The sequence below is a fragment of the Methylobacterium sp. NEAU K genome (genome assembly GCF_030700285.1).
Taxonomy (GTDB): domain Bacteria; phylum Pseudomonadota; class Alphaproteobacteria; order Rhizobiales; family Beijerinckiaceae; genus Methylobacterium.
This window is the reverse complement of sequence record NZ_JAUYZJ010000004.1, coordinates 88,421-115,040: the sequence shown is the minus strand read 5'-3', so window position 1 is coordinate 115,040 and position 26,620 is coordinate 88,421. Positions and strand designations below refer to the sequence as shown.

Annotated in this window: 17 protein-coding genes; 12 read left to right on the top strand and 5 right to left on the bottom strand. The window is 71.7% G+C overall.

Annotation, left to right across the window (positions count from 1 at the left end; all coding sequences use genetic code 11):
- Positions 1-28: 28 nt before the first annotated feature.
- On the bottom strand, positions 29-7,096 hold the full coding sequence (locus Q8W67_RS04890; protein WP_305541561.1) for a hypothetical protein: 7,068 nt from the start codon (positions 7,094-7,096) through the stop codon (positions 29-31).
- Between the two features lie 288 nt (positions 7,097-7,384).
- On the opposite strand from Q8W67_RS04890, the gene Q8W67_RS04885 reads away from it, so the two are divergent.
- A complete protein-coding gene (locus Q8W67_RS04885) occupies positions 7,385-7,702 on the top strand; it encodes an Hpt domain-containing protein (protein ID WP_305541559.1) in 318 nt (105 codons plus the stop codon).
- A gap of 151 nt (positions 7,703-7,853) precedes the next feature.
- Positions 7,854-8,174 carry a 2Fe-2S iron-sulfur cluster-binding protein gene (locus Q8W67_RS04880; protein WP_305541556.1) on the top strand — a complete coding sequence of 107 codons (321 nt, stop codon included), beginning with the start codon at positions 7,854-7,856 and terminating at the stop codon, positions 8,172-8,174.
- A gap of 6 nt (positions 8,175-8,180) precedes the next feature.
- Here the strand turns inward: Q8W67_RS04880 and Q8W67_RS04875 are convergent, their stop codons facing one another.
- Positions 8,181-9,356 (bottom strand): VWA domain-containing protein, encoded by a 1,176-nt coding sequence (locus Q8W67_RS04875; protein WP_305541851.1) that lies wholly within the window; start codon positions 9,354-9,356, stop codon positions 8,181-8,183.
- 335 nt (positions 9,357-9,691) lie between these two features.
- On the opposite strand from Q8W67_RS04875, the gene Q8W67_RS04870 reads away from it, so the two are divergent.
- A complete protein-coding gene (locus tag Q8W67_RS04870) occupies positions 9,692-10,099 on the top strand; it encodes a hypothetical protein (RefSeq protein ID WP_305541554.1) in 408 nt (135 codons plus the stop codon).
- A gap of 9 nt (positions 10,100-10,108) precedes the next feature.
- Here the strand turns inward: Q8W67_RS04870 and Q8W67_RS04865 are convergent, their stop codons facing one another.
- Complete coding sequence (locus tag Q8W67_RS04865; protein WP_305541552.1) at positions 10,109-11,956, bottom strand: cation:proton antiporter; 1,848 nt, start codon at positions 11,954-11,956, stop codon at positions 10,109-10,111.
- A gap of 302 nt (positions 11,957-12,258) precedes the next feature.
- Here Q8W67_RS04865 and Q8W67_RS04860 point away from each other — a divergent pair, with 302 nt between their 5' ends.
- From Q8W67_RS04860 to Q8W67_RS04845, 4 genes are all read left to right on the top strand, one after another.
- On the top strand, positions 12,259-13,533 hold the full coding sequence (locus tag Q8W67_RS04860) for an ATPase (protein WP_305541549.1): 1,275 nt from the start codon (positions 12,259-12,261) through the stop codon (positions 13,531-13,533).
- A complete protein-coding gene (locus Q8W67_RS04855; protein WP_305541546.1) occupies positions 13,530-14,171 on the top strand; it encodes a hypothetical protein in 642 nt (213 codons plus the stop codon). The genes Q8W67_RS04860 and Q8W67_RS04855 overlap by 4 nt, the downstream gene beginning before the upstream one ends.
- A 355-nt stretch (positions 14,172-14,526) precedes the next feature.
- Complete coding sequence (locus tag Q8W67_RS04850; RefSeq protein WP_305541543.1) at positions 14,527-15,378, top strand: MoxR family ATPase; 852 nt, start codon at positions 14,527-14,529, stop codon at positions 15,376-15,378.
- A gap of 189 nt (positions 15,379-15,567) precedes the next feature.
- Positions 15,568-16,092 (top strand): histidine phosphatase family protein, encoded by a 525-nt coding sequence (locus tag Q8W67_RS04845; protein ID WP_305541540.1) that lies wholly within the window; start codon positions 15,568-15,570, stop codon positions 16,090-16,092.
- A gap of 4 nt (positions 16,093-16,096) precedes the next feature.
- Here Q8W67_RS04845 and Q8W67_RS04840 read toward each other — a convergent pair whose 3' ends face one another.
- Positions 16,097-17,128 carry an alpha/beta fold hydrolase gene (locus tag Q8W67_RS04840; protein ID WP_305541537.1) on the bottom strand — a complete coding sequence of 344 codons (1,032 nt, stop codon included), beginning with the start codon at positions 17,126-17,128 and terminating at the stop codon, positions 16,097-16,099.
- 195 nt (positions 17,129-17,323) lie between these two features.
- Between Q8W67_RS04840 and Q8W67_RS04835 the strand changes: the two genes are divergently transcribed.
- Positions 17,324-17,806: an Hsp20 family protein gene (locus tag Q8W67_RS04835; RefSeq protein ID WP_305541534.1), complete on the top strand. Its 483-nt coding sequence runs from the start codon at positions 17,324-17,326 to the stop codon at positions 17,804-17,806.
- Positions 17,807-17,958: 152 nt separating this feature from the next.
- Positions 17,959-18,960 carry a GNAT family N-acetyltransferase gene (locus Q8W67_RS04830; RefSeq protein ID WP_305541531.1) on the top strand — a complete coding sequence of 334 codons (1,002 nt, stop codon included), beginning with the start codon at positions 17,959-17,961 and terminating at the stop codon, positions 18,958-18,960.
- A 104-nt stretch (positions 18,961-19,064) separates the two neighbouring features.
- Here Q8W67_RS04830 and Q8W67_RS04825 read toward each other — a convergent pair whose 3' ends face one another.
- On the bottom strand, positions 19,065-19,517 hold the full coding sequence (locus Q8W67_RS04825; protein ID WP_305541528.1) for an RNA polymerase subunit sigma-70: 453 nt from the start codon (positions 19,515-19,517) through the stop codon (positions 19,065-19,067).
- Positions 19,518-19,727: 210 nt separating this feature from the next.
- Between Q8W67_RS04825 and Q8W67_RS04820 the strand changes: the two genes are divergently transcribed.
- The 3 genes from Q8W67_RS04820 (at position 19,728) to Q8W67_RS04810 (ending at position 26,493) form a co-directional block, all read left to right on the top strand.
- On the top strand, positions 19,728-20,588 hold the full coding sequence (locus Q8W67_RS04820) for a Kdo hydroxylase family protein (protein WP_305541525.1): 861 nt from the start codon (positions 19,728-19,730) through the stop codon (positions 20,586-20,588).
- 37 nt (positions 20,589-20,625) lie between these two features.
- Positions 20,626-20,925 (top strand): antibiotic biosynthesis monooxygenase, encoded by a 300-nt coding sequence (locus Q8W67_RS04815; RefSeq protein WP_305541522.1) that lies wholly within the window; start codon positions 20,626-20,628, stop codon positions 20,923-20,925.
- A 285-nt stretch (positions 20,926-21,210) separates the two neighbouring features.
- The gene (locus tag Q8W67_RS04810; RefSeq protein ID WP_305541519.1) at positions 21,211-26,493 is read left to right on the top strand and encodes an alpha-2-macroglobulin; all 5,283 of its coding nucleotides are present in this window, start codon (positions 21,211-21,213) and stop codon (positions 26,491-26,493) included.
- Positions 26,494-26,620 lie beyond the last annotated feature (127 nt).

Below are 26,620 nucleotides of genomic sequence, written 5' to 3'. Positions count from 1 at the left end.
GCGCTCCTGGTCAGGGTCTCGGTGGGGATCATGCGCCGTCGAAGCGCCCGCTGGCATGGGCCAGCATGGTGTAGACCTTGCCCGTCTCCGAGGTGAGGTAGGCGTCGGTCCGCTTGGCGTCGCTGTCGTTCTTGACCACGTCTCCCAGCAGCCGCTCGAACTCACCCACGTACCGGTCGACGCTGCGGCGGAACTCCGCATCCGACCGGTAGCGGCGCTGGATCTCCGCAAAGGTCGTCCGGCCCTGCTGCGTGTAGATGCGCGGATCGAACAGGTTCGGCTCGCCGCGGCGGTAGCGCTCCCACAGATCCACGGCGGTCCGGTGCTCGATCATCCGGGCGATGTCGGTGGAGATCGTGTCGAGGGCGATCCGTCCGGTCTCGGCCGGCGCCTGAGCCTGAGGCTGACGACCCGACGGCGTCGGAGCGGCCGCGTTGGTCGCCGCCGGCTCCGCGTCGTCGCCGTCGTCATCCAGGGAGGCGCGGGTCAGCAGGTCGGACAGCCAGCCGCGCTTGGCCCCGCCGGCCGTCGGAACGTCGGGACGGGCGGTCGCGGACGGCCGCGGCGCCTCGATCCGGACCTGGCTGGGCGCGGACCGCGCCGGTGCCGCGGGGGGCGGCAGCGCCGGGGCCTGCGAGGCCGGAGCCGCCGCACTGGCCTGCGGTGCGGCGACGGCGCGTGCGCCGCCCTCCGCGATCCGCCGCTGGGCCTGCGGCTGCGCGACGTCGACCGAGCGCGTGGTGCGCGAGACCAGGGCCGAGAGCTCGTTGAGCGCCTTGATCTGGTCGGCCACCACCCGGCGCATCTCGCCGGTGGCATCCTGCGTCTCACGCGGCAGATCGAGGACGCCCCGGGCCAGCTCGGCGCGGGTCGCGTCGAGTTCGCCGCGGATCGAGGCCGCCATCTCCCGCAGTGCCGACACGGAGTCGCCGAACTTGGCCTGCGCCGCCTCGAGCCCGCTGCGCATGTCTTGGGCCGCCTCCTCGATGGCCCGGCGCACGCCCTGGGCCGCCTTCTCGCTCTCGGCGCCCGCGCTGTCCTTCAGGCCCTCGAAGGCGCTCGTGACCGAGGCTCCGGCGCCCTCCGCCGAGCGGGTCAACGCCTCGCCGATGCTGCGGGCACGCTCCTCGGCAGCCCGCAGGGTGCGCTCGATCGTCTCCGCGAGCGTGCCGCCGTGCTGCTCCAGGGCGCTGGCGCGCGCCTCGAAGCCGGCCAGCGCCTCCGCCAGGGCCGCCTCGCGGCCCGACAGCGTCGCGCCCAGCCGCTCCTCGATCGCGGCGAGCGAGGAGGCTGCCCGATCGAGCGCCGCGACATGCGCGGTGGTCTGCTCGCCGAGGGTATGCCCCCGGACGTCGAGGGTCTCGGCCAGGCTGGACGCCTCGCGCAGCGCCCCTTCGGCGACGCGACGCAGAGCCTCGACCTGCTCCGAGACGCCCGCAGTGGCACGGCCGGTCTCGGAGGCAATGCGCTGCAGCGCCGCCTGGACCTGCTCGACACGGCCCGCGAGGCCCTGTTCGATCGCACCGAGATTCGTGTCGGCTCCAGTGACCAGCTCGCCGAGGGCGGCGTTAGCGCCCTCGATACGCTGGAGCACCGCGCCCAGCTCCCGGCCCAGCCGGTCGTTGGTCTCGGACAGCTCCGTGAGGGCGTGGCCCGCCCCGTCGTCGACGGCAGCGCGCAGCAGCTCCGCCGAGGCCCGCGACTGCGCCGCGAGTTCCTCCGTCCGCACCCGCAGGGTCTCGGCCAGCGGCATGCCGGTCTCGGTCAGCGCCCGCTCGATCGCATCGGCCCGGTCGGCCAGGGACCGGGACAGGTCGAGCATCGGACCGTCGATGGCCGTGCGCAGGCGCTCGACGTGCCCGTCCAGATTGTCGCCGATCGCCCGTCCGCTGCCGTCGACGCTGGCGAGCAGCGTCCCGCCCTTTTCCTCTATGGCGCGGACCAGCATCTCCGCACCCTCCGCGAGGCGGCGGGACAGGGCCTCGCCGCGGGCGTCGACCAGGGCGCCCAGCGCAGTGGCGCGCCGCTCGAACCCGTTCCCCAGCGCCTCGGTGCGCGCGTCGATCAAGCCCGCCAGCGCGGCCTCGCGCCGGCTGAGCGTCTCGGCCAGGGCCGCGTTGTGCGCGTCGACCTGCTCGGCGTGCGCCCGCGCCCGCTCGTCCAGGGCGGCGACGAGGCTGGCCGTGCGCTCGTCCATGAGCCCCGCGAAGGCCTCATGCCGGTCGTCGAAGGCGTTGGCCAGCGTCTCGGCGCGCTGGGCGACAAGGGTGGCGAACAACCGCATGCGGCTGTCGATGCGCTGCGTGAACGCGTCGGCGCGGGCGTCGACGCCGCGAGCCAGCGCCTCGCTCTGGGCCTCGACGGTCTGCGCCAGGGCCTCGGTACGGCCCTGCACGATCCCGTCGAGGTCGCGGAGCCGAGCGTCGAAGGCCTCGACCAGCGAACCCGTGCGGCCTTCGGCGGCCTCGATCAGCGCCTGGCTGCGATCGCTGAGGAGCGTTTCGATCGCGTTGCGCGCCTCCGCGAAGGTCGCCCGCAGGGCCTCGGTGCGCGTCTCGACCGTTCCGGCCAGTTCGCGGCCGCTGCCCGCGACCACCTCGCCGAGGCCGGCCTGCGCCCGCTCGAGCAGGGCGCGCAGATCCGTGAAGCGGGCGTCCAGCAGGTCCGCCATGTCGGCGGGTGCCGCGTCGAGGGTCTGGCGCAGCCACTCGGTCCGGGCCGTGATCGCCTCGGCGAGCTCCTGGCCGCGAACCTCCACGAGGTCACGCAGGCCGGCCTGGGCCTCCTCGAACAGGCCGCGCAGGCGCTGGGTGCGGGCATCCAGGGTGGCGGCGAGCTGGCGCTCGCGGGTCTCGACCAGCGCGGAAACGGCGGCGGGCGCTTCCTCCAGCATCGCCCGCAGGGATTGGATCCTGGCGTCGACCGAGGCGGCGAAGCGACCGCCCCCGCCCTCCACCACCGCGTCGAGCGCGGCTTGGGCCTCCTCGAACAGGGTCCGCAGCCCCTTGGCGCGGGCGTCGAGGGTATCGGCGAGACGGTTGCCGCGCCCCTCGACCAAGCTCTCCAGGTGTCCCAGGCGCTCGTCGAACAGGCTGCCGAGAGCCTGCGTGCGGGCCTCCAGGGCCCCGGCGGCACTGCCGAACGCGCCCTCCACGGCGGCGATCAGCTCGCGGCCACGGCCATCCAGTCCCTCGTTGAGCGGTCCCATGCGGCCGTCGAGGGTGCTGGCGAGCGTTCCGGCATGGCCATCCAGCATCACGCGGATCTGGTTGGTGCGGTCGTCGAGCAGCCCGTGGACCGTGCGCACGCCCTCGTCGAGCAGGCCGCTGATATCCGCGGTGCGGCTCGACAGGGTGTGGCCGAGGCGGCCCTCGCCGGCCTCCAGCATGCGCTCGGCGTCCGCGATGGTCTGCTGCAGCTTGGACAGGACGCTCTCGCCGCGCTGGTCGATCAGCTCGGCCAGCGACGTGCCGCCGCGATCGAACAGGCGGGCGAGTTCGGTGATGCGGCCGCCGATCGCTCCGAACACCGTCCGGCCCTTCTCGTCGAGTTCGCTCGACATGACGGCGATGCGCTCGTCGATCAGCTGCGCGAGCAGCTCCGAGCGCTCGGCGAAGGCCGTGCGCACGGCTTCGGTGCGGGCGGAGAGCGCCGCGTCGGCACTCCGGGCGCGCTCGTCCACGAGCCCGACGATGTCCTGGATGCGCGTCGACAGCGAGGCTTCGAGGGCGCGCGTGGATTCCTCGACGGCACCGATCAGCGCGCCGATGCGCTCGGCCATCGCCTTGTCGATCCCGCCAGTCCGGTCGGTGATCGTCGCGACGAGGTCGCGGGTGCGGCCGGTCAGCTCGGCGTCCACCGCGCGGGTGCGAGCCTCGATCAGGCGGATCGCCTCGAAGGCCTGCACGCCGAAGCTCTCGTCCACCAAGCGGGCACGCTCCTCCAGCGATGCGGCGATCTCCTGCAGCCGGCTGATCGCGCCCGTGTCGAAGCGGCCGGCGCTCTCGTCGATACGGCGGGCGATCGCGCCCGTGTGCCGCTCGATCTCCTGCCCGAGCCCTTCGGCGCGACCGTCGAGCACCTCGACCAGCTTGCGGCCGCCCTCGTCCATGATCCGCGCCATCTCCACGGTCCGGGCGCGCAGCGCGTCGTTGAGGAACGTGGTGCGGTTTCCGATCCGGCCGTCGATGTGCTCGACGAGGCTCGCGACCGCCTCGCCGATCTCCGCAGCGCGCTTGGCGGACCGTTCCTCCAGGTTCCCGAGATGATCCTCGATCAGGCTGCCCGCCTCCCGGGCGCGGTTCGCGATGGTGTCGGCCACCGCCTGGCCCTTGACGGTGATGAGGCGGTCCATCTCCTCCAGCCGCGTCCCGACGCTCTCGCCGAGCGCCGCTGTGTCGCGGCCGATGCGGTCGGCCAGGATGTCGCCGCGGGCGATGGTCTCCTGCAGGGCGGTCAGGCGATTGCCCAAGGTCTCGTCGATCGCCCGGACACGCCCGTCGGCGGTCTCGGCGAAGCTCGCGCCGGTCTGGCTGAGCGTGTCGGCGATGCGCGCGCCCTGGCTCGCCACCGCGAGCACGATGTCGCGGCCGGTGCCGCTGATGCGGGCCTGGGTCTCCTCGGCGTGGCTGGTCAGGAGGTGGGCGACGCCTCGGCCGTGCTCGCCGAACGCCGCCTCGATCTCGCCGACGCGGGCGGAGAGATCCTCGGAGATGGCGCGTGCGGCCTGCGCGAGGCTGCCCGTCGCGTCGTCGGTGCGTGCGGCGAGTTCGCGGTTGAGCTCGTCGAGGGCGGCGCGCACGGCCGACACCGCGGCGGAGCCGCGCGCGCCGAGTTCCGTGCCGGCCCGGTCGGCGGCGTCTTGGAAGCGGGTCAGCAGGATCGCCGTCTCGGCCTCGACTGCGCCGGTCACCTCGGCGGACGCGTTGCGCAGCGTTTCGAGGGTCTCGACCAGCCGGGCGGACGCGTCCCGGGTCTGGGTCTCGGCGGCGCTGCCCGCCTGATCGGCGGCGGCGCGGAGCGCCTCCGCCGCCTCTTCGGTGCGCGCGGCGAGCGTGGCGGCGGAATCCGCGACCCGGCGCTCGAAGACCTGCACGACCTCGAGGGTGCGGGCCTCGACCTCGCCGGTGGCGGCGCTTGCCGAGCCACGCAGGGCGGAGGTCGCCTCTTCGGCTCCGCGCCGAAGCGCCTCGACGGCCTCGGCGGTCCGGCCGCCGATGTCGCCGGACAGGCTCTCGACGGTGCCGCGCAGGGACTTGACGGCGGCGGCGGCGCCGGATTCGAAACCATGGCCCAGCGCCGAGAAGGCGGATTCCAGGGTCTCCGTGGCCACCTGCGTTTGGTCGGTGATGCGGCCGCCGGCGCGCTCGGCCGCAGCCTCGACGCGGCTCTCGAGATCCGCGGCCTGCACCGTCACCGTGTCGTGCAGGCGCGCGGCGATGCCGTCCATGCGCTCGGCGAGCGTGCCGCCGCGGTCCGCGATCGTCTCGGCAATCCGCTCGGCGGTGCCGATCAGGTCGTCGCGCACCGTACCGGCATGGTGCGCCAGCGTCTCGCCGACGCCGCCGACGGCCAGCGCCAGGGCGGCCTGCATATCGCGCCCGCGGCCCTCGATCGCCTCGGCGACGGACAGGCCCGCGCTCTCGATCTCGGTGCGCAGCGCCATGCCGCGGCCGGCGATGTCCTGGGTCAGGGCCGAGCCGGTCTCGGCGAAGCGCGCGGTGACCTCGGTGCCCATCGCGCTGAAGCGCTCGGTCAGCTCGGAGCCCCGCGACAGGAAGGCGCCTTCCAGGCCTGCGACGGAGCGCTCGAAGCTCTCGCGCACGGTGCTGCCCTGGCGATCCAGGGCCTCGCTCACCCGCGCGCCGGTCTCGGCGAGGCTGTGGGCGATGGATTCCGCGCTCTCGGCGAGCCGCCCGGTGAGGGCGACACCGGCCGCCTCGAAGGCACCGGTCACGTCGCCGGCACGGCTCTCGAAGCCGCGGGTGAGGGTCTCGCCGACCTCGAGCAGGCTTCCGCGCACGCTGTCGCTGGTATCCACGAGGCGGTCGATCAGCTCGTCGCCGCGCCCGGTCATCAGGCTGACGACCCGGTCGCCGGCCTCGCCCAGGGAGGTTGTGATCGCGGCGCCCCTCGCGTCGAGCGCCCCAGTCACGCGCTCACCCGCGCCGGTCAGCGCCATGACGATCCGCTCGGACGCGCCCTCCAGCTCCTGGCTCAGGCTCTGATGCGAGCCGGTGATCGCGCCGCGCACCCGCTCGGCGTTGGTGACGATGGATTCCCGCTGCGCCACCAGCTCCTCGACGAGGGAGCGAATGCGGATCTCGTTGTCGGAATAGGCCCGCTCCAGGGTGGCGATCTCGCCGCGCACCAGCGTCTCGAGCTCACCGGCCCGGGCGAGAGCACGCTCGACCCCGTCGCCGACCGCGGCGACTTCCCGGCGCACCGTCTGCGACATGGTCAGGACGGCATCCGTGGAGAAACTCTCGGGCTCGGCGAGGCGCACCGCGACCTCGCCGACAGCCCGGGCGACGAGGCGCATCTCCTGGGCGCGGGCCGCCAGCATGGCGGCGATCACGAACAGGACGACCGGTCCCAGCAGGGCCGCTGCGCCCACCGTAGCCTGCAGGGCGGTGAGGCCCGAGACGACACCGCGCAGGTCTCCCCCCGACTGAAGCCAAGCGACCAACGCGAGGCCGGCGATCCAGGCGAGGCCGGCCAGCAGCGCGAACAGGTAGGGTTTGGGCGAGGACCGGACCCGCAGGGTCTGCTGCAGGATGCCGATGTTGCGCCGGTCGTCGTTGGCCACCAGCGAGCGGTCGGGCGGCAGCAGGCCGCCCTCGCGGCGCGGGCGCTCGCGGCCGGGCGGGGGCAGGTCGGAGGCCAGGGGCGGGTCGAGATCGAGGCGCGGCGGCGTCAGGCGTCCCGCCGGTTCGGCGACACCGTTGAGCAGGGGATCGGCGTCGCCGACATCGGGCAGGCGCGGCTCGGCGCGCCCTTCGGCACCGTTCGGCGTCAGGGCGTCGAGGTTCAGCGCCTGCTCGATCGCGGAGAGCGCGGCCTCGGCCGGGTCCTTCAGCTTCTTTTCGGTCGCCATTCAACGCCTCGTCACACGGGTTCACCGGCACCTGGGGAGGCTGATGCCAGAGACGCAACACCCCGTTTACCATTGAAGATTAGACGCGGGCACCGATTGCCGATACCCGAGCCGCCGCCCGGCCCCAGGAAACGTTAACGGAATGGTTACCGGGCCCGCCGCCTTCCGGCTCCACCACCTTGCCGCAGACGAGGGCTTCTGCGCGATCCCCGTTCGGCGAATCGGGGGGTGAATCATGGGGATCGGTTCGGCAACCCCCAGAAGAATGCGGATTTCGGGAGCCCGGCCATGCACCCCATCGACCGCGCGGAGCTCGACGCGCAGACGGGCGGCGACGCCGACCTCGCCCGCGAGGTGCTGGCCCTGTTCGCGGGGCAATGCCGGTCGATCCTGCCGCGGCTCGCCGACCCGTCCCAGCCGCAAGCGCAGCGCGCCGACCTCGCCCATACCCTGAAGGGCTCGGCCGCGGGCGTCGGCGCCGTGCGGGTCCGCGCGCTCGCGGACGCCGCCGAGGCGCGGCTGCGGGCGGGCGCCGAAGACCTCGACCTCGCCGAGCTCTCGCAGGCGGTCGCGGCCGCGCTGGCCGAGATCGCGCGCGTACCGTAGAGCCCGGCGCAGGGGCGGTAGCCCGCGCGCCGATGCGGCGATCGATCCGGGACGGGCCACCGCCGCCGCGCTTGCATTCCGCGGCCCCAGCCGCCAAGCAGTCACCCCGCCCGTCGAAGCGAGACCGCGCGACGCGAGCCCGGAGCCGAGCATGCCCAAGATCACCTACGTCGACCACGCCGGGACGGAAAGGACCGTCGAAGGCAGCGTCGGCGCGACCGTGATGGAGACGGCGCTGCGCAACAACGTCCCGGGCATCGACGCAGAATGCGGCGGCGCCTGCGCCTGCGCCACCTGCCACGTCTACGTCGCCGACGCGTGGCTCGAGGTCGTGGGCAAGGCTCAGGACATGGAGCAGGACATGCTCGATTTCGCCACCGACGTGCGCGAGAACTCCCGCCTGTCCTGCCAGATCAAGATCTCGCCGGCGCTCGACGGTCTCGTGGTCACGACCCCCGCCCAGCAGGGTTAGACGCGCCTACCGGACGAGGGCTCGCGCCGCGGCGTCGAGCCCGTCCAGGGTGAGGGGGAACATGCGGCCGGCGACGAGCCGCTGCATCATCCCGATCGACTGGGTGTAGCCCCAGTGCGTCTCGGGCACCGGGTTCAGCCACGCCGCCTTCGGGAAGTGGTCGAGCAGCCGCTGCATCCAAACGGCGCCGGCCTCCTCGTTCCAGTGCTCCACCGAGCCCCCGGGCGTGGCGATCTCGTAGGGGCTCATCGAGGCGTCGCCCACGAACACCACCCGGTAGTCGCTCCCGTAGGTGCGGATCACCTCCAGCAGGGGGGTCCTGGCCTCGTGCCGACGCCGGTTCTCGGTCCAGACCGCCTCGTAGGGGCAGTTGTGGAAGTAATAGTGCGCGAGGTGCTTGAACTCCGAGCGCGCCGCCGAGAACAGCGCTTCCGCCTGTTCGATGTGCCAGTCCATCGAGCCGCCCACGTCGAGAAACAGCAGCACCTTGACGGCGTTGCGACGCTCCGGCCGCAGCCGCACGTCGATGTAGCCCTGCCGGGCGCTCTCGCGGATCGTGCCGTCGAGGTCGAGTTCCTCGGCGGCCCCCGTCCGGGCGAAGCGGCGCAGCCGCCGCAACGCCAGCCGCATGTTGCGGGCGCCGATTTCGCGGTCGTCGTCGAGATCCTTGAACTCGCGCTTGTCCCAGACCTTCACCGCCCGGAAGTTGCGGTTCCCGTCCTGGCCGATGCGGATGCCCTCGGGATTGTAGCCGTAGGCGCCGAACGGCGAGGTCCCGCCGGTGCCGATCCACTTCGAGCCGCCCTGGTGGCGCCCCTTCTGCTCGGCCAGGCGCTGCTTGAGCGTCTCGAACAGCTTGTCCCATCCCAGCGCCTGCAACTCGGCCTTCTCGGCCTCGGTCAGGTACTTCTCCGCGAGCTTGCGCAGCCATTCCTCGGGGACGGCCACGGGGTCCACCGCCTCGCCGAGCGTCTCCAGCCCCCTGAACACGGTGCCGAACACCCGGTCGAAGCGGTCGAGATGCGCCTCGTCCTTCACCAGCGCCGTGCGCGAGAGGAAGTAGAACGCCTCGACATCCCGATCCGCGAGGCCCCGGTCGAGGGCGCCGAGCAGGGTCAGGTACTCATTCAGGGAAACGGGCACCTTGGCGTCCCGGAGCGCCGTGAAGAACTGCAGCAGCATCCCCGAAGAACGCGCCAGCAGAACGCCCAGGTCAACCCCCCGCGAATCGGACAAGCTTCCCGTGAGCACGGCAGGTCTTCTTGGCCTTCTTTCCGAGTCGTCTCAGAAGGTCGACAAGATTCAGCGGCACACAGACCCCTCATCCAGGGCCCTCGGAGAGTCTCCAGCGGCTCATGCGACGCATAAGCTGGGCATAACTCGGAGAATCTGTTGATATGTGCCCGACCAAGCCTCTGGCGGTCACTGAAACTGTCACGGGATTCGCTCAACTCACTTCATCAGGTGTGTCCGGCCGCGACGACGCGTGCCGCACCGGGGAAGCGAGGAGACCTGCGATGGCGGTCATCCTGCGGAATTTGACGGAGTTCAAGCGGTTTCTCGGGAAGCCGGGGGCGACGATTCAGCTGGTGCACAACACCTTCATGGATCGCCAGCCCGAGGCGACCCGGGAGGCCTACCGCAACAAGGGCATGTACGCGCCGCGCGCCGTGCAGGCCCTGTCGCGCAAGGCCGCGGTGTTCACCCTGCGGGGATTCCCCGGAACCGTCTGGCTGTACTGGGACAAGGGCGCGCGCGGGTGGCGCTTTTCGGGGGACACCGTGACGGTGCCCCTGGTGACGGGCCTCGGGCCGGCGGACGAGATCGTCTACCGGTGCAGCTTCGCCGATGGGTTCGAGCCTGTGCCGCGCACGCGGGTGACCCGGCGACCCAAGCTCGGCGACGTGCATCCCGCACCGGCCTGAGCCGGCGGCTCACGCTTCCTGGCCGGCGGCTTCCTCCTGGCGTCCGGGCTCTCTCTTGGCCGGCGGCTTGCCGAGGGCCTTACCGACGGTGCGCCGGGCGCGGAAGACCGGCTTAGCCTCGTTCTCGCGCTTCTTGAGCATCGCGCGGTACTCGTCCCGCCGCTCGTGGATCGACGCGATCACGAGTCCCATCGGTACGCCGACATCGACCAGCACCGCCTCCGACAGTTGCAGCGAGGCCTCGATGGTCTCGGGCACCGCGTCGTCGACACCGAGTTCGTACAGGGCGGAGGCGTGGCGGGCATCGCGGGCCCGGGCGACGATCGTCAGGTCCGGCCGCTCGGCCCGGGCCGCGGTGACCGCCGCCTCGACGGCCCGCGGATTATCGAGGGTGACCACCAGGGCGCGGGCCGTGGCGATATCGCAGCGGCGCAGGATCTCGGTATTGCCGGAATCCCCGAAATAGACCGGTGCGCCGGTACGGCGCTGCTCGGCGACCCGTGTGGCGTCGGAATCGAGCGCGAGATACGGGATCGCGTGCCGGTCCAGCATCTCGGCCACCTGCCGGCCGACGCGGCCGAAACCCGCGATGATCACCCGGTTCTCGATCCGGTCCGGCAGCGGCTCCGCCTTGAAGGCAGCCTGGGCGGCGCGCGTCGCGCGCCGGCTCAGCCGCCTCCCGAGGGCCGCGAGCGCGGGGATCATAATCATCGTGACGGTGGTCACCACCAGGGCGGCCGCGCCCACGTCCTCCGGCACCAGCCCTGTGGCGACCGCCCCCCCGATCAGCACGTAGGCGAACTCACCGCCCGGCCCGAGCAGGAGCGCCGCCTCCAGCGCAACAGGCCGGGGGATCTTGAGGACGGGCGCCGCCATCATCACCACGGCGGCCTTGATCAGCACCAGGGCCAGAGACAGGCCGACGATCGCGCCCGGCGTCGCCATGAGCTGGGCCGGATCCAGGTTCATGCCCACGGAGACGAAGAAGACGCCGAGCAGCAGGCCCTTGAACGGGTCGATCGTCGCCTCGATCGCCCGGCGGTACTCGGTCTCGGCCAGCAGCAGCCCGGCCACGAAGGCGCCAAGCGTCATCGACAGGCCGCTCGCCGCCGCCGTAAGCGCGGTGCCGACGATGACCAACAGGCAGGCCGCCATGAACAGCTCGGTGGAGCGCGTGCGCGCCACGAGGTGGAACAGCGGCCGCAGGGCGAGGCGGCCGGCCCCCACGATCAGAACCAGCGCGATGGCCGCCTGCCCCAGGGCCATGGCCAGCGCCCAGCCCTTGTCGCCGTCGTCGCCGCGGCCCAGCACCGCGATGGCGAACAGGACCGGCGCCACCGCGAGATCCTGGAACAGAAGGACCGCGAAGCTCGCGCGGCCGGCGGGGGCATTCAGCCGCTTCTGCTCCGCCAGGACCGGCAGCACCACGGCGGTCGACGAGAGGGCGAGCCCGATGCCGACGATGACGGCACCGGCGAGGGGCACCTGCAGCCCGTAGAGGATCGCCCCGAGGATCAGCGCCGAGCAGCCGACCTGAAGCGAGCCGAGGCCGAAGACGAGCCGGCGCAGGATCCGCAGGCGCTCCCACGACAGTTCGACCCCGATCATGAACATCAGGAAGATCACGCCGAACTCGGCGAGGTGCGAGATTTCGGTGCGGTTGCCGATGGTGAAGAGGTGGACGTAGGGATGGGTATCGGCCAACCGCCCGAGGCCGAAGGGTCCCAGCAGGGCGCCGGCGCCGATGAAGCCGAGCACCGGAGAGATCCGCAGCCGATGGAACAGCGGCACCACGATGCCCGCCGTGACGAGGAACAGGATCGCTTCCTTGTAGGAGCCGGCATGGACCTCTGGCATCGGCGGCGGATCGAACCTCGTGTTTCCCGACCGGTGACGGTGCCGATCACGACAGCGCGATCATGGGTCGGCGGGGAGGAGCGAGCAACCGCTTTCGGCCCTGCGAAGGGGCCGCGCAGGTGCGCTTCGACACAAGCCGGATACACGTCGCGGGTGAGACATTTCAGCCACCCGGGCGGCCGTCGCCGGGGATTGAACAGGGAACGCGTGCAGCGGGGCCTAAAATCGGCACAATGCGCGCATACACGTACCGGTTAACTGGGGGTTAAGCTCGGGCAGGGCCGCACCCGCGACTGGACCGGATGGATATGACGAGGCCGATGAACTCCATCAAGTCGATCTTCTCCGGTCCGAAAGCCCCGCCGAGTCGCGACCTCCAGCGCGAGCGCCGCGAGTGGAGGCTCGAATCGGACCGGTGGCGCCACCAGCGCCACGTCGACCGGGGCTACCGCATCAAGTGGGGCTACGTCGCGATCGCCTATCTGGTCGAGTTCATGGTGATCGGCGCCTCGCTCTGGGGCGCGTGGCTGTTCGCGGGCGTCTACAGCGACGGCGACTGGCATGCCTTTTACTTCATGTTGCTGGCGCCGCTGGTCTACGCCGCCGTCGAGCTGTGCCGGGTGCCGCTCGGCATCCTGGCCCGCACCCAGCGGTCGCACTTCGTGCGCGCGCTGGCGGTGCTCGGCATCATCTTCGCCGCGGGCGTGACCACCAAGTCGGTGTCGCAGCTCGGGGAGATGATGTTCCATCCCCGCCTGATGGAGGCCGCCCGGACCAAGACCGCCCTGAAGGACGCGCAGGCCGACCGCGCCACGATCGGCGACCGCATCAAGGCGGCGGACGAGCGCGTGGCGCAGTACACGGCCGAGCTCGACCAGATCGAGAAGCGGTCCTCCGACAACGCCCAGCAGCTCGCCGGCCTTCCGGCCCAGCGCTGCGAGCGGGTGTTCGGCACCAACAGCAAGGGGCGGAAGTACCAGAACCTGAAATGCGTGGCCGACCCGCGCGTGGCCGCCCTCTCGGCAGGCGTCACCAAGGCGTCCGCCGACCGCGCGGCGCTGATCAAGAACCTCGAGGAGGCACGCAAGGCCCGCGCGGCGCTGGATCCCGGCGCCGCCGACCGGCGCGTGGCCGATGCCGAGCAGGCCTATCGCAATGCGGTCAACCGCTCGCAGCTGCATTCCTTCACTGCGATGGTCTACGGCGTGGACCCGATCGACGTGAGCGAGAGCCAAGTCCACGCCTTCCTGCGCATCTTCGTGTTCCTGCCCGCGGTCTGCGCCGCCTTCGCGTCGACGATCCTGGCGCTCTGCGCGGTCTCGACCCGCCGGACCTTCATGGACGAAGACGACCTCGGCGCCGCCGTCAACCCGGAGGCAGCACCCTACATGCTGGACGCGATCGCGGATGCGCTGCGCTCGAATCCTGAGCCGATCCTGCCGCGTGCAGCCAACGCCACGGGCGCGGTGATTCCCATGAACCGGCCCGCCCAGGGCCAGCAGAGCCTTCCCGGTCAGAGCCTCGTCGGCCAGACCCATCCGGGCCAGACACTACCTGCCGCGGGAGCCGGGGCATGAACTACGTCGCAGGCGGAACGCCCGAGAACGTTGCCCTCGCCCAGCAGGTGAATTCCAGGCTGCGGGCGGATTCGAGCTACGTCGCCGCGCGGGCCTTCCTGTTCCGCGCTCTCGGCTTCGGCGCCTTCGCGTGCCTCGCGGGCATCGGCGTCGGGGCGGCGGCCTATGGTTGGGCGACGCTCAACCAGTTCGACACCGCCGCCGAGAAGATCGCCGCCGCCATGCAGGCCGCACTCGCGGACGTGACCCTCAAGACGAAGGGCGAGGTCACGCTGACCGACAACGTGCTGCGGCTCGAGGGCCTGCCCAAGGCCGTCGGCACGCCGACGCCGACCAAGGCGCAGCTCGGCAGCGACGCCGCCCCCGCCTCCAAGGCGGCGGTGAACACGACCTTCACGGTGTTCAAGCAGGTTCCCTATCTCGACGGGCAGATCGTCACCGGCTGGAACTTCAAGGACAACGCCGACCAGCCCTACCAGCAATACTGCTACTTCTCCCGTCGCTCCAACGAGTCGAAGGGTCAGGTCGAGATCAAGATCGACCTCGCCATGGACGGCAAGACGCTGCCCCAGCCGCAGAAATCCGACGTGAACCTGGAGATCCTGGCCCGGAACTGCGTCTGGCACGAGAAGGGATAGCTCGGTTTGCCCGCGGCAACGTGAACGCAGACAAGACTATCGTTTTTTCCAGAAGCTCGAGATTCGACCGCGGTCCGATCATCCACCCGGTCATCGCGGGCCCGCAAAGCGGAGCCCGGGATCCGGATTTTCAACGAGTGACAGAACATTGCACCGTCGGCGACTCCGGAGTGACGGGGCGCTTTGTATCGCCGACAAGCCGGCCATGGGGCGAAGACTGAATTCGAGACAATACGACCTCATTTAGAACATTCTCCCAACGCGCGATTGAACCCGGCTCGCAAGGCGCGGCGCTTGCAGGGCGGCGGCGGAGCGCGCTACCCGTTGCCTCTCCGCCAACATCTCCGAGACCGCGATGCGATTTTCCGGAACCGAGTCCTACGTCGCGACCCCCGATCTGACGGCCGCGGTCAACGCCGCGGTGGTCCTGGAGCGTCCGCTCCTGGTGAAGGGCGAGCCCGGCACCGGCAAGACCGTGCTGGCCGAGGAGATCGCCAAGGGACTGGGCGCGCCGCTCATCGTCTGGAACATCAAGTCGACCACCAAGGCCCAGCAGGGCCTCTACGAGTACGACGCGGTCTCGCGGCTGCGCGATTCGCAACTCGGCGACCCGCGGGTTTCCGACATCGGCAACTACATCCGGCGCGGGAAGCTCTGGGAGGCGTTCACGGCGCCCGAACGCCCGGTGCTGCTCATCGACGAGATCGACAAGGCCGATATCGAGTTCCCCAACGACCTCCTGACTGAACTCGACCGGATGGAGTTCCACGTCTACGAGACCGGCGAGACGGTCGCGGCCGTGCGCCGGCCGATCGTGATCATCACGTCGAACAACGAGAAGGAGCTGCCGGACGCGTTCCTGCGCCGCTGTTTCTTCCACTACATCAAGTTCCCGGACGCCGAGACGCTGCTGCGCATCGTCGACGTGCATTATCCCGGCATCAAGCACCGCCTGGTCGAGGAGGCGCTCCGGGTCTTCCTGGAGACCCGCGAGGTGCCGGGCCTCAAGAAGAAGCCCTCGACCTCGGAACTCCTCGACTGGCTGAAGCTCCTCGTCTCCGAGGACATCGCGCCCGAGACGTTGCGCGAGCGTGACGGCCGCAAGCTGATCCCGCCGCTCCACGGTGCGCTCCTGAAGAACGAGCAGGACGTGAGCCTGTTCGAGAAGCTCGCGTTCATGATGCGCCGCGAGCAGCGGGGCGGCTGACCCTCGGGCCGCCACTTCGGCTCACGGGCCGGCATGGATGTCGGGGATCTGCCTGAGCGGCATCAGGGCATCGGCAGGCGAAGACCGCCGAGGTTCCCGCGTGCCGCGCTTTGGGCTAACCGGACCCCGGCATACCCGCGGCGCGGATCCGGCGCCGATCGACACCCCATGCCGAGAAGGGCCCGCTCCATGCGAAGGCTGATCCTGTTGCGGCACGCCAAGTCGGACCGCCCGGCGGGCGTCGCCGACCACGAGCGGCCGCTCAATCCCCGCGGGCGCCGGGCCGCGCCGGCGGTGGGCGCCCACGTCGCCGAGCAGGGTTTTCGGCCCGACCTCGCCCTCGTGTCGACGGCCGCGCGCACCCGGGAGACCTGGGAGGCGATCGCGGCCGCGCTCGGCAATCCCGAGACGCGCTGGCAGCGCGAGATCTACGAGGCACCGGCGCAGCGGATCCTCGACGTGGTCCGGGGCGCGCCGGACGCGGCGGCCACGGTGATCGTCGTCGGCCACAATCCGGGCCTCGGCGACCTCGCGGCGAGCCTCGCCGGGGAGGGGGCGCGCAAGGACCTCGCGCGCCTCGCTACGGAGTTTCCGACCGCCGCTTACGCGGTGATCGCGTTCGAGGCCGAGGGTTGGGGGGCGATCGGCCCGGGGCAGGGGCGGCTGGAGCGGTTCGTGCGCCCACGGGACATCGACCCGGATCTGGGGGGCTGACGGGTCACGCCACCGGCACGGCGGCGTGCGCCTCCACCTCGGTCTGCGAGGGTAGGGGCGAGCCCGGCACGAAGGCGTCGAAGGCCGCCCAGAAATCCTGCCGGATCGCGTCGCGCTCGGTCAGGATCTCGTGCCGGGAATCCGGCAGGACCAGGATGTGGCCGGCCTTGAGCCGCGCCGCGAAGCGCTCGGTGTCGAGGGTCCCGCAGACCGGGTCGGCGCCTGCCGCGACGATCAGGGTCGGCACGGTGATGCGCGGCGCGGCGCGCGGGTCGCGCAGGCGTGCCATCGCCCGGAACGCCTCGGCGAGCCACGCGATCGTCGGGTCGCCGACCGCGCCGGCGCCGACCTGCCGGGCCGCTGCCGCGTTGCGGGCGTAGCGCACGGGATCGCGTGCGAGACGGTTGCCGACGTAGGGCTTGGTGGCGATCGAGACCGGCTTGCCCAGCGGAATGTAGCGGTCGCCCAGCCCGAGCCGGTGCAGCCCCCGCGACAGCAGGCCCGCCGCCGCCGGCCAGCGCACCATCCGAATCGACAGCATCGGCGCCATCGCCACCAGGCGCCGGAACGGCAGCCAGCCGTCGAGCGCGCCGATCAGGGCGACGCAGCCGCCCATCGAGTGCGCCAGGCAGACATGCGGCTCCGGCATCATCGGCACCAGCACCGTCTCGGCCACCGCCCTCAGGTCGAGCCGGTACTCGTCGAAGCGGGCAACGTGGCCCTTGTGTGGATCGCCCACCCGCCGGTCCGACTCGCCCTGGCCGCGCCAATCGAACGCGACCACCGCGAAGCCACGGCCCCGGAGTTCCTGGATGGTCTCGTAATACTTCTCGATGAACTCGGCCCGTCCCTGGAGCAGGCAGACGGTGCCCCGGCAGGTGCGCGCCGTCGTCTGCCAGTAGGCCGCGCGGAGCGTGCAGTCGTCGCGGGTGCCGACCGCGATCAGCGTGCCCCCGGACGGAACCGGATTGTCCGGGGTGCTTCGCAGGGTCAGGAGCGGCGGCTCCCGTCCGTTCTCGCCGTCGAACCGTTTCACGGGCCTCACCTCAACGCATGTCCGCGCCTGCGCGCGAGCCTACCGAAAAATCTCGAACCTGGACCTTGCCGGGGGTCTTGAAGCCCGATTTTTGTCCCCCGATATCTCGTCTGTGTCGGCCGTCAGGCGGCACGAAAGACGGGTCCGGCCCATCGGGCGGACCACATCAGCATGTTGCTCTTACGAGGATATGTCATGCGTCAGTTCGATCTTGCCCCCCTCTATCGCTCCACCGTCGGCTTCGACCGGCTGTTTTCCGCGCTGGACCAGTTCGCGACCGCCGAGACGGCCCCGACCTACCCGCCCTACAACATCGAGCGGACCGGCGAGAACGCCTACCGCATCACCGTCGCGGTCGCCGGCTTCACCGAGGCCGACCTCGCGATCGAGGTCCGTGAGAACGCGCTTACGCTCAAGGGCGAGCGCAAGGCCGAGGCAAAGGCGGAGTTCCTGCACCAGGGCATCGCGGCCCGAGCCTTCGAGCGCCGCTTCCAGATCGCCGACCACGTCCAGGTGACGGGCGCGGCTCTGGAGAACGGGCTTCTCCACATCGACCTTGTCCGCGAGGTGCCGGAGGCGAAGAAGCCACGCCGCATCCAGATCGCCACGGCCACGCGCTCCGGCGCCCCGGTGATCGAAGGCGACGTGCACAAGGAGGAGGTTCAGCAGGCCGCCTGATCCGGTCGCCGTCGCGATCCCTGAACGCATCGTGGAGCGCCCCGGCCCCGGCCGGGGCGCTTTCTTGTCGCGGCTGTCATAAAGGCGTGTGGGCTTCGTGCTCTCCGTTCCTCTGGACGGTGCACGGTCGCGCACCCGGAGTGAACCCGACGATGGTCGCCAATCTCGCCCGCGGAGCCTACAGCGCGTTCGGAGCCGGCTGGCACAGGGGCATGCAATGGGGCGTCGGCGCGCCGATCGCGAAGCTGCGCCGCCGTCAATCGCTGCTTCCCACCGGCGAGGCCGGCCCCGCGGGCATCGCTGACATCCTCTCGGCTGAGCGCGCGATCCGCGTGCCCGAGCCGTTCGAGGGGCGCAGCCTCGGCCGCATCGGCAGCCTGGAAGTGCGGCTGGCGACGAAGAGATCGGAGATCCGACGGGCGCAGCGCCTGCGCTTCAAGGTGTTCTACGAGGAGATGTCGGCAGTCCCCACCGGGCTCGCGGCCCTGTCCCGGCGCGACGCCGACGCCTACGACGCGGTCTGCGACCACCTCCTCGTCCTCGACCATTCCGCGCACCGGCGAAAGAAGCCGTTCGTCGAGAACCGGCCGAAGGTGGTCGGGACCTATCGGCTCCTGCGCGGCGAGGTGGCGGAGCGCCATGCCGGCTTCTACTCGGAAGGTGAATACGACCTGGAGCCGATTCTGGCCGCCCAGGGACATCGGCGGCTCCTCGAACTCGGCCGTTCGTGCGTCCTCAAGCCCTATCGGAGCAAGCGCACCGTCGAGCTCCTGTGGCAGGGGATCTACGCCTACGTGCTGCACCACCGGATCGACGCGCTGATCGGCTGCGCCAGCCTGGAGGGCACCGATCCGGACCGGCTGGCGCTGCCGCTGTCGTTCCTCCATCACCATGCCCGCGCCCCGGAGGCCTGGCGGGCCCGCGCCCTGCCGGAGCGCGCGGTCACCATGGATCGGCTGCCGCGCGAGTCGCTCGACACCAAGGCCGCCCTGCAGGCGCTGCCGCCCCTGATCAAGGGGTACCTGCGGCTCGGCGCGACGTTCGGCGACGGCGCGGTGATTGACCGCCAGTTCGGCACCACCGACGTGTTCGTGGCGCTCCCGGTCGAGGCGATCGGCGCGCGCTACCGCGGGCATTTCGCTCCAGCCGGCTGAGCCGGCCGGAGACCTCGCTAGAGGGGGTTCCGTCGCATTCCGGGCCGGTGCGGTATCCACACATCGTCCCTAGCGACCGTCGGGATCCCGAAAAGGTCCTTCCGTTACAGATCGCCGAGCGCCAGTTGCCCTTGGTTACGCGCCTTGGCGGAGGCCCTGGGGGGCGCGGCCTTGCGCTCCTTGGGCCGCGCCGTGGCCAGGGCCGGCTTCTTCGGCTTCGGGTCGCCGCGCAGGCGGGCGAGCGCCTTGTCGCGGGCCACCGCCTCGGGGGCGCTGGGATCGTCCGACAGCCACTTGCCGCGCTTGATCACCTCGTTGACCCGGCCCTGATTCACCCCGACCTTGAAGGCGATCTCCTGCTGGGTCATGCCCGTGGAGGCGTGCAGATCCAGGATCGCCCGGGCGAGTTCCGGCGTCATCTTCTGCCCCGTGAGCCGGCGGGCGGGCTTGACCGTGCGGGTTGCGCGGTCGCGCTCGCGCAGGCGCTCCAGGAGCGCCAGCGCCATGTTCATGCCGTGCTCGCGCAGGGCTTCCTCGAATTCCTTCAGGGTCGCCATCGGCGCCATCCTCCGCCGGGCTCGTGGGCCGGTACTAGCCGGAGAACGTGCCGGGAACGCCGCGGTTGCGCAAGCGCCCCGGGCCGGGCCCCATGGCGGTGTCGGTGGACGGATGCTGTCATCCACCGGAAATGCACGGCCCTGGCCTCCCGGCGGCGGCTCGGATACAGGGTTGCGCGCATACGCCATGGCAGGCTCGGCCCGCGAACGATGATCAGCCCGATCCGCACCGTCGCCCCCGGCGAGATGCCCGGCTCCCTGGCCCGGGAACTCGAGGGCGGGGCGGTGCTGCTGTTCCCGGACCTGCCGTTCCCGTTCAGCGACTTCGAGCGCCGGTTCACCGAGCGGCCCTTCGCGGACGGCAAGGCCAAGAACGTCAGCATCCGGGGCGAGGCCGCGGAACTGCGCGGCGCGGCCGGGACCACGGAGGAGCGGGAATCCCTGCGCCAGCTCCTGATCCGCTATCGCGCCTTCGCCCGGGACCTGATCGGGACGTACCTGCCGAACTACGCCGACCGGGTGACCCTGGCGGGCACCTCCTATCGCCCGTTCGACGTGGACCGGCGCAAGCTCAGCTGGCGGCGCGACGACACGCGGCTGCATGTCGATGCCTTTCCGTCGAACCCGATCGGCGAGAAGCGGATCCTGCGGGTGTTCCGCAACATCAACCCGGCGGGCGAGCCGCGCCGCTGGCGGGTCGGCGAGGATTTCGGGTCGATGGCGGAAACATTCCTGCCACGGCTACCGGGCTATTCGCCGCTCTCGGCGCGCCTGCTCGCCGCCCTGCGGATCACCAAGGCCAGGCGCTCCGAATACGACCACCTGATGCTGCACCTGCACGACGCCCTGAAGCAGGACGAGACCTATCAGGCGAGCGCACCCCAGGCCGACGTCGCGTTCCAGCCCGGCGCCACCTGGGTGACCTTCTCGGACCTCGTGATGCACGGGGCGATGGGCGGCCGGTACATGCTGGAACAGACCGCCTACCTGCCGGTCTCGGCGCAGGCCGATCCGAGCTTGAGCCCGCAGCGCATCCTGGCGGCCAAGCTCGGCCGCCCCCTCCGGGTTTGAACCGATACACGTGAGAGAGAGAGAAGGGACCGAAACGATGATCCTCGAGATCGCGCAGATCGAGATCAAGCCCGGCATGGAGGCTGCGTTCGAGGCCGGTATCAATGAGGCTTCGGCGATCTTCAAGGCGGCCAAGGGCTGCCGCGCCTTCGAGGTGCGGCGCTCTATCGAGCACCCGCAGCGCTACCGGCTGCTGATCCACTGGGACACGCTGGAGGCCCACACCAAGGACTTCACCGGATCGCAGCCGTGGCAGGATTACCGCGCCCTGGTCTCCCACTGCTTCGCCGGGCCGGTCTCCGTCGAGCACACCGAGCAGGTGCTCAAGGCGTTTTGATACGGTTTCGGTCGAAGGGCCGGCTACCGTCTTCGCTGCGCGCGCGATCACGCCGGCGCCGGACGATCAGCCGAGCGAACCGTCCTGAAACCGGATGGTGCGGCGTTAAGCGCGACGCCCGTCCCCGCAGGGCACGTATCGCGCAGCGGCTCCGCACACCGGAGCGGTTTCGCAGACACGATCACGGCGGGCCCGGGCGTTGCGGCGGGACTCGCAGGTGCTAGGCTCCCGCCCGACCGATCCCGGGTCGAATCGTCGGGATGCCGGACCGAGGGGGGCAAGCGCATGTCGTGGCTCGACCGGCTCGCGGGCGCCCTGGCGCTTCTGGGATGCCTGGCCTGTGGGCCGGCCTCCGCACAGACGGCGCCGACGTCCCGGGCCGCGCCGCGGCAAGCGGCGGCGTTCGCAAAAAGCTTCGTCCGGGACGATCTCGCCAGCGCCGCGGTGCGGCTCGAAGCGGCCCTCAGGGCCGAGGCAGGGGGACCGCTGAGGCCCGCCGGCCAGTCCCGCGCCGGCGGACAGGCGCTGCTCGCCGCCGACAAGCCGGACGAAGCCCTCGGGCCGCTCACCGCGGCGGTCGCGGCAGACCCGGCGGATATCCGCAATTGGCAGGTCTTCTCCCGGGCCGCATCGGCGGCGATCGGCACCCTGGAGGACAACGACTACCAGGGCCGTGCACGCCTGCGGGACCGGGCGGAAGCGGCGGCCTACCGGGCCTACGAGCGCGCCGGCACGCCGGCCGACGCGGCGGCATCCCTGGCACTGCTGGGGGCCCTGGAGGCCGGGCAGTCTTCCTGGCGCCCTGCGCTGGACGCCTACGCGGCCAGCCTCGCGCTCGACGACGTGCCGGCGGTCCGCCGGACTTATGAGCCCCTCCGAGCCGAGCACGGTTTCCGCATCCTCGACTACAAGGTGGATTCGGATGCCGCCGCCCCGCGCCTGTGCTTCACCCTCTCGGAAGCGGTGCTCCCGAAGACCGACTACGCCCCCTACGTCGCGGTCTCGGGCAGCAGCGCAGCCGCGGTGACCGCCGAGGGCTCGCAAGTCTGCGTCGACGGACTGAAGCACGGCAGCCGCTACGCCGTCGTCGTGCGTGAGGGCCTGCCCTCCGGTGTCGGCGAGAGCCTGCTCAAATCCGCCGATTACGAGATCTACGTCCGCGATCGCGCCCCGCAGGTGCGCTTCACCGGCCGCAACTACGTCCTGCCGCGCACCGGGCAGGCGGGCGTGCCGCTGGTCTCGGTGAACGCCGCCAAGCTCGACGTGGAGGTTTTGCGCATCGGCGACCGCGGCCTGCTGCCGACCCTGCGCTCGGAGGATTTTCTGAGCCAGCTCAGCGGCGCGACCGCGCGGACGATCGCCGCCGAGAAGGGCGTGCGCGTCTGGAAAGGCACCCTCGACACCGCCAAGGCCGAGCTGAATCAGGAGGCGGTCACCGCCTTCCCGGTCCTGCAGGCGGTGGGCAAGCTGGAGCCCGGCATTTACGTGATGCTGGCCCGGCCCTCCGGCGTCGCCGCGTCCGACGAAGACGGCTACGAGAGCCAGGCGACCCAGTGGTTCGTGGTCTCGGACCTCGGCCTCACCGCCACGAAGGGGCGGGACGGGGTGCACGTGGTCCTGCGCTCCCTCGCCTCCGCGCAGGTGCTGCCGGGCGCCGAGATCCGGCTGGTCGCCCGCAACAACGAGGTGCTGGGCACCCGCAAGACCGACGCGCAGGGGCATGCCGCCTTCGATCCCGGCCTCGCCCGCGGGGAGGGCGGCACCGCGCCGAGCATCGTGGTGGCCCAGTCGGGCGACGATTACGGCTTCCTCGATCTGAACCTCGGCGCCTTCGACCTGACCGACCGTGGCGTGAAGGGCCGGCCCGAGAGCGGCGGCCTCGACGCCTACCTGTTTACCGAGCGCGGGGTCTACCGCTCCGGCGAGACCGTGCAGATCACGGCGCTCCTGCGCGATCCCCGGGGCGCGGCGGTCCCGGACCTGCCGCTGACCCTGGTGGCGAAGCGCCCGGACGGGGTCGAGTACCGCCGCGTCTCCGTGCCCGACCAGGGACTCGGCGGCCGGGCGCTGCCGCTGCCGCTGCTGTCGGGCGCGATGCACGGCACGTGGCGCGTCGCCGCCTATACCGACCCGAAGGCGCCCCCGGTCGGCGAGACCAGCTTCCTCGTGGAGGATTACGTCCCGGAGCGGCTGGAGGTGAGCCTCAAGGCTCGGCAGGCCGGCCTGCGCCGGGCAGAGCCGGCGCAGATCGACGTGGCCGCGCGCTACCTCTACGGCGCCCCGGGCGCGGGGCTCGACGTGTCCGGCAGCGTCGTCGTGCAGGCGGCCTCGGGCAGCGGCATCAAGGGGCTGGACGGCTACGCCACCGGCCTCGACGACGAGGCGGTGGAGCCGACCGCCCAGGAAATCCCGGCCCACGCGACCACGGACGCGCAGGGCCACGCCACCGTCTCGGTGCCCGTGCCCGAGGTGGCGGCACCACGGCCCCTCGAGGCGAAGATCACACTCGCGGTCGGCGAGCCCGGCGGCCGGGCTCTGTCGCGCAGCCTGACCCTGCCGATCCTGCCGTCCGCGCCAGTGCTCGCCCTCCGCAAGGGGTTCACCGATCTGAAGGAGGGCGGTCTCGCGACCTTCGAGGCGGTGTTCGCCGCCCCGGACGGTACGCTGCTGGCCAAGCCGGGAGTGACCTGGACCCTTTCGCGGGTGGAGCAGACCTACCAGTGGTACCGCGCGGATGGGCGCTGGTCGTTCGAGCCGGTCAAGACCGCCCGTCGGGTCGCCAGCGGCAGCCTCGATCTCAAGGCCGGGGGCCCGAGCCGGATCGAGGCCCCGGTCGGCCTCGGCCGGTACCGGCTGGAGGTCTCGGCACCGGGCGCACCCGACGCCACCGCGAGCCTCGGCTTCGCAGTAGGCTGGGGCGGCTCGGAGACCGCGGAGGCACCGGACCTCCTCGACCTGACCCTCGACAAGGCCGCCTACACGGCGGGCGACACGATGCGGGCGAGACTCAGCCCGACATTCAAGGGCCAAGCGAGCCTCATGGTCGTCGGCGACCGGGTGCACGAGACCGTCGAGGTGAGCGTGCCGGAGGGCGGCACCACCGTGAGCTTGCCGGTGAAGGCCGAGTGGGGCGCGGGCGCCTATCTCGTGGCCACCGCCTACCGGCCCCTGGACCAGGCGGCCAAGCGCCTGCCCGGGCGGGCACTCGGGCTGGCCTGGTTCTCGGTGGACCGCGAGCGGCGCAGCCTCGGCGTCGCCGTGACGGCGCCGGAGCGCGCCCGCCCCCGCCAGGACCTGACCCTGCCGGTGCAGCTCACGGGGCTCAAGGCCGGCGAGCCGGCGCGGATCACCGTGGCGCTGGTCGATGTCGGCATCCTCAACCTGACCCGCTACGAGGCGCCGGACCCGACCAAGTACTTTCTCGGCCAGAAGGCCCTGGGGCCGGAATTCCGCGACCTCTACGGCTACCTGATCGACGGCATGCAGGGCTCGGCCGGGGCGATCCGCTCCGGGGGCGACGCGGGGGGCGGCGAACTCGCCGATGCGCCGCCGACGCAGGCGCCGCTGGCCCTGTTCTCCGGCGTCGTGACCGTGGGACCGGACGGGGCGGCCAAAATCACCTTCCCGCTCCCGGCCTTCAACGGCACCGGGCGGGTGATGGTCACCGCCTGGAGCGGCGACCGGGTGGGCCAAGCGCAGGCGGACGTGACCATCCGCGACCCCGTGGTGCTGACCGCGACGCTGCCGCGCTTCCTCGACACCGGCGACCGCTCGCGCCTGTTCGTGGCGCTGGACAACGTCGAGGGACAGGCGGGCGACTACACGATCGGCCTCGACCCGGCCGGCCCGGTCCTGGTCGGCGCCAGTGCCCTGCGGCAGACGATCCGGCTGGAGGCCGGGGCCAAGGGCCAGGTCGCGATCCCCATCACCGCCGCGGGACCGGGTACGGCGCGGCTCGACCTCACCCTGTCGGGCCCCGGCCTCGACGGGAGCCTGGGCCAGAGCTTTTCCCTCGGCGTGCTGCCGGGGACCGGGGCGATGCTGCGCCGCTCGGTGCGCACGCTGCCGCCAGGGGCCGGCCTTACGGTCAGCGCCGACCTGCTGGCAGACCTGCTGCCCGGCACCGGCAGCGTCACGCTCGCGGCCTCGGCCCTGCCGGGGCTCGACGTGCCGGCCCTGCTCCAGGCGCTCGACCGTTATCCCTACGGCTGTTCAGAGCAGGTCGTGAGCCGGGCGATGCCGCTGCTCTACGTCAACCGCCTGGCGGCGCTGGACAAGCTCGCCCTCGATGCCGGGGTGGACGAAAGGGTGCGCGAGGCGATCGAGAGGCTTCTCGCCCGCCAGGATTCGAGCGGCGATTTCGGCCTGTGGTCGGCGCAAGGGTCGGGCGACGTCTGGCTCGACGCCTACGTGACCGACTTCCTCACCCGCGCCCGGGAGCGCGGCTTCGCGGTGCCGCAGGGGGCCTTCGCCCAGGCGCTCGACCGCCTGCGCAACGCGGTGGCCAACGCCACCGAGGTGCGCGACGGCGGCGCGGACCTCGCCTACGCGGCCTACGTGCTGGCCCGCAACGGCCGGCCGGTGATGGGCGACCTGCGCTACCTCGCCGACACCAAGCTCGACGCGTTCGCCTCAGGGCTCGCCCGGGCGCAGCTCGCCGCGGCGCTGGCGCTGCTGGGCGACCGGGGGCGCGCCGCCAAGGCGATGGACTCGGCGCTCGCCGCGCTGAAGTCCGGCCGGAATGCGGGCCTCTACCGGGCGGATTATGGCTCCCGCCTGCGCGACGGCGCCGGCCTGATCGCACTCGCGGCCGAGAGCGGGCTGACCCAGGCTGCGCTGGGCCCGGTCGCCGCGGTGATTGGCGAGGAGCAGCAGGATGCGCGGCCGACCAGCACACAGGAGAATGCCTGGATGGTGCTGGCCGCCGAGAGCCTGTCCAAGGAGGCCGAGGCCATGGCCTTCAGCCTCGACGGGGCGCCGCAGTCCGGGGCGCTGGCCCGGGTCTACCGGGGAGCGGCGCTGGAGGGGCACAGCGTCGAACTCGTCAATACCGGCCGGGCGCCGGTGCAGGTGGTCCTGGGGGTGAACGGCAGCCCGCTGGTGCCCGAGCCCGCCGCGTCGCAGGGCTACACGGTCGAGCGCAGTTTCCATCGACTCGACGGCAGCGCGGTCGACCCAGCCCAGGGCCTGCGCCAGAACGACCGGCTCGTGGTGGTGCTCAAGGTCACCGAGGACAAGGCCCAGGCCGCGCGCCTCCTGCTGGTCGATCCCCTGCCGGCGGGGTTGGAGATCGACAACCCGAAGTTGCTCGACGCCGACGCGCTCCAGGGGCTCGCCTTCGCCAAGTCAGACGTGCAGCCGGTCCATACCGAGTTCCGCGACGACCGCTTCGTCGCCGCCTACGAGCGCGACCCGAGTCAGTCGGCGTTCTTCACCGTGGCCTATACGGTCCGGGCGGTCTCACCGGGCACCTATGTGCATCCGGGCGCCTCCGTGGAGGACATGTACCGGCCGGCGCGCTTCGGCCGGACCGCCTCCGGGCGCGTGGAGATCGGCGCGGCGCGGTAGGGCGGCAGCCCGGATTGCGGGGCGGCCGAGACCGCGTCCGCGCATCGCGGACACGCACGCGATGGTGCCGGAGCTGTGCACCGAAAGGCAACTGTCCGGCCGCGCCCTCACCATGTCGCTGCGTTGC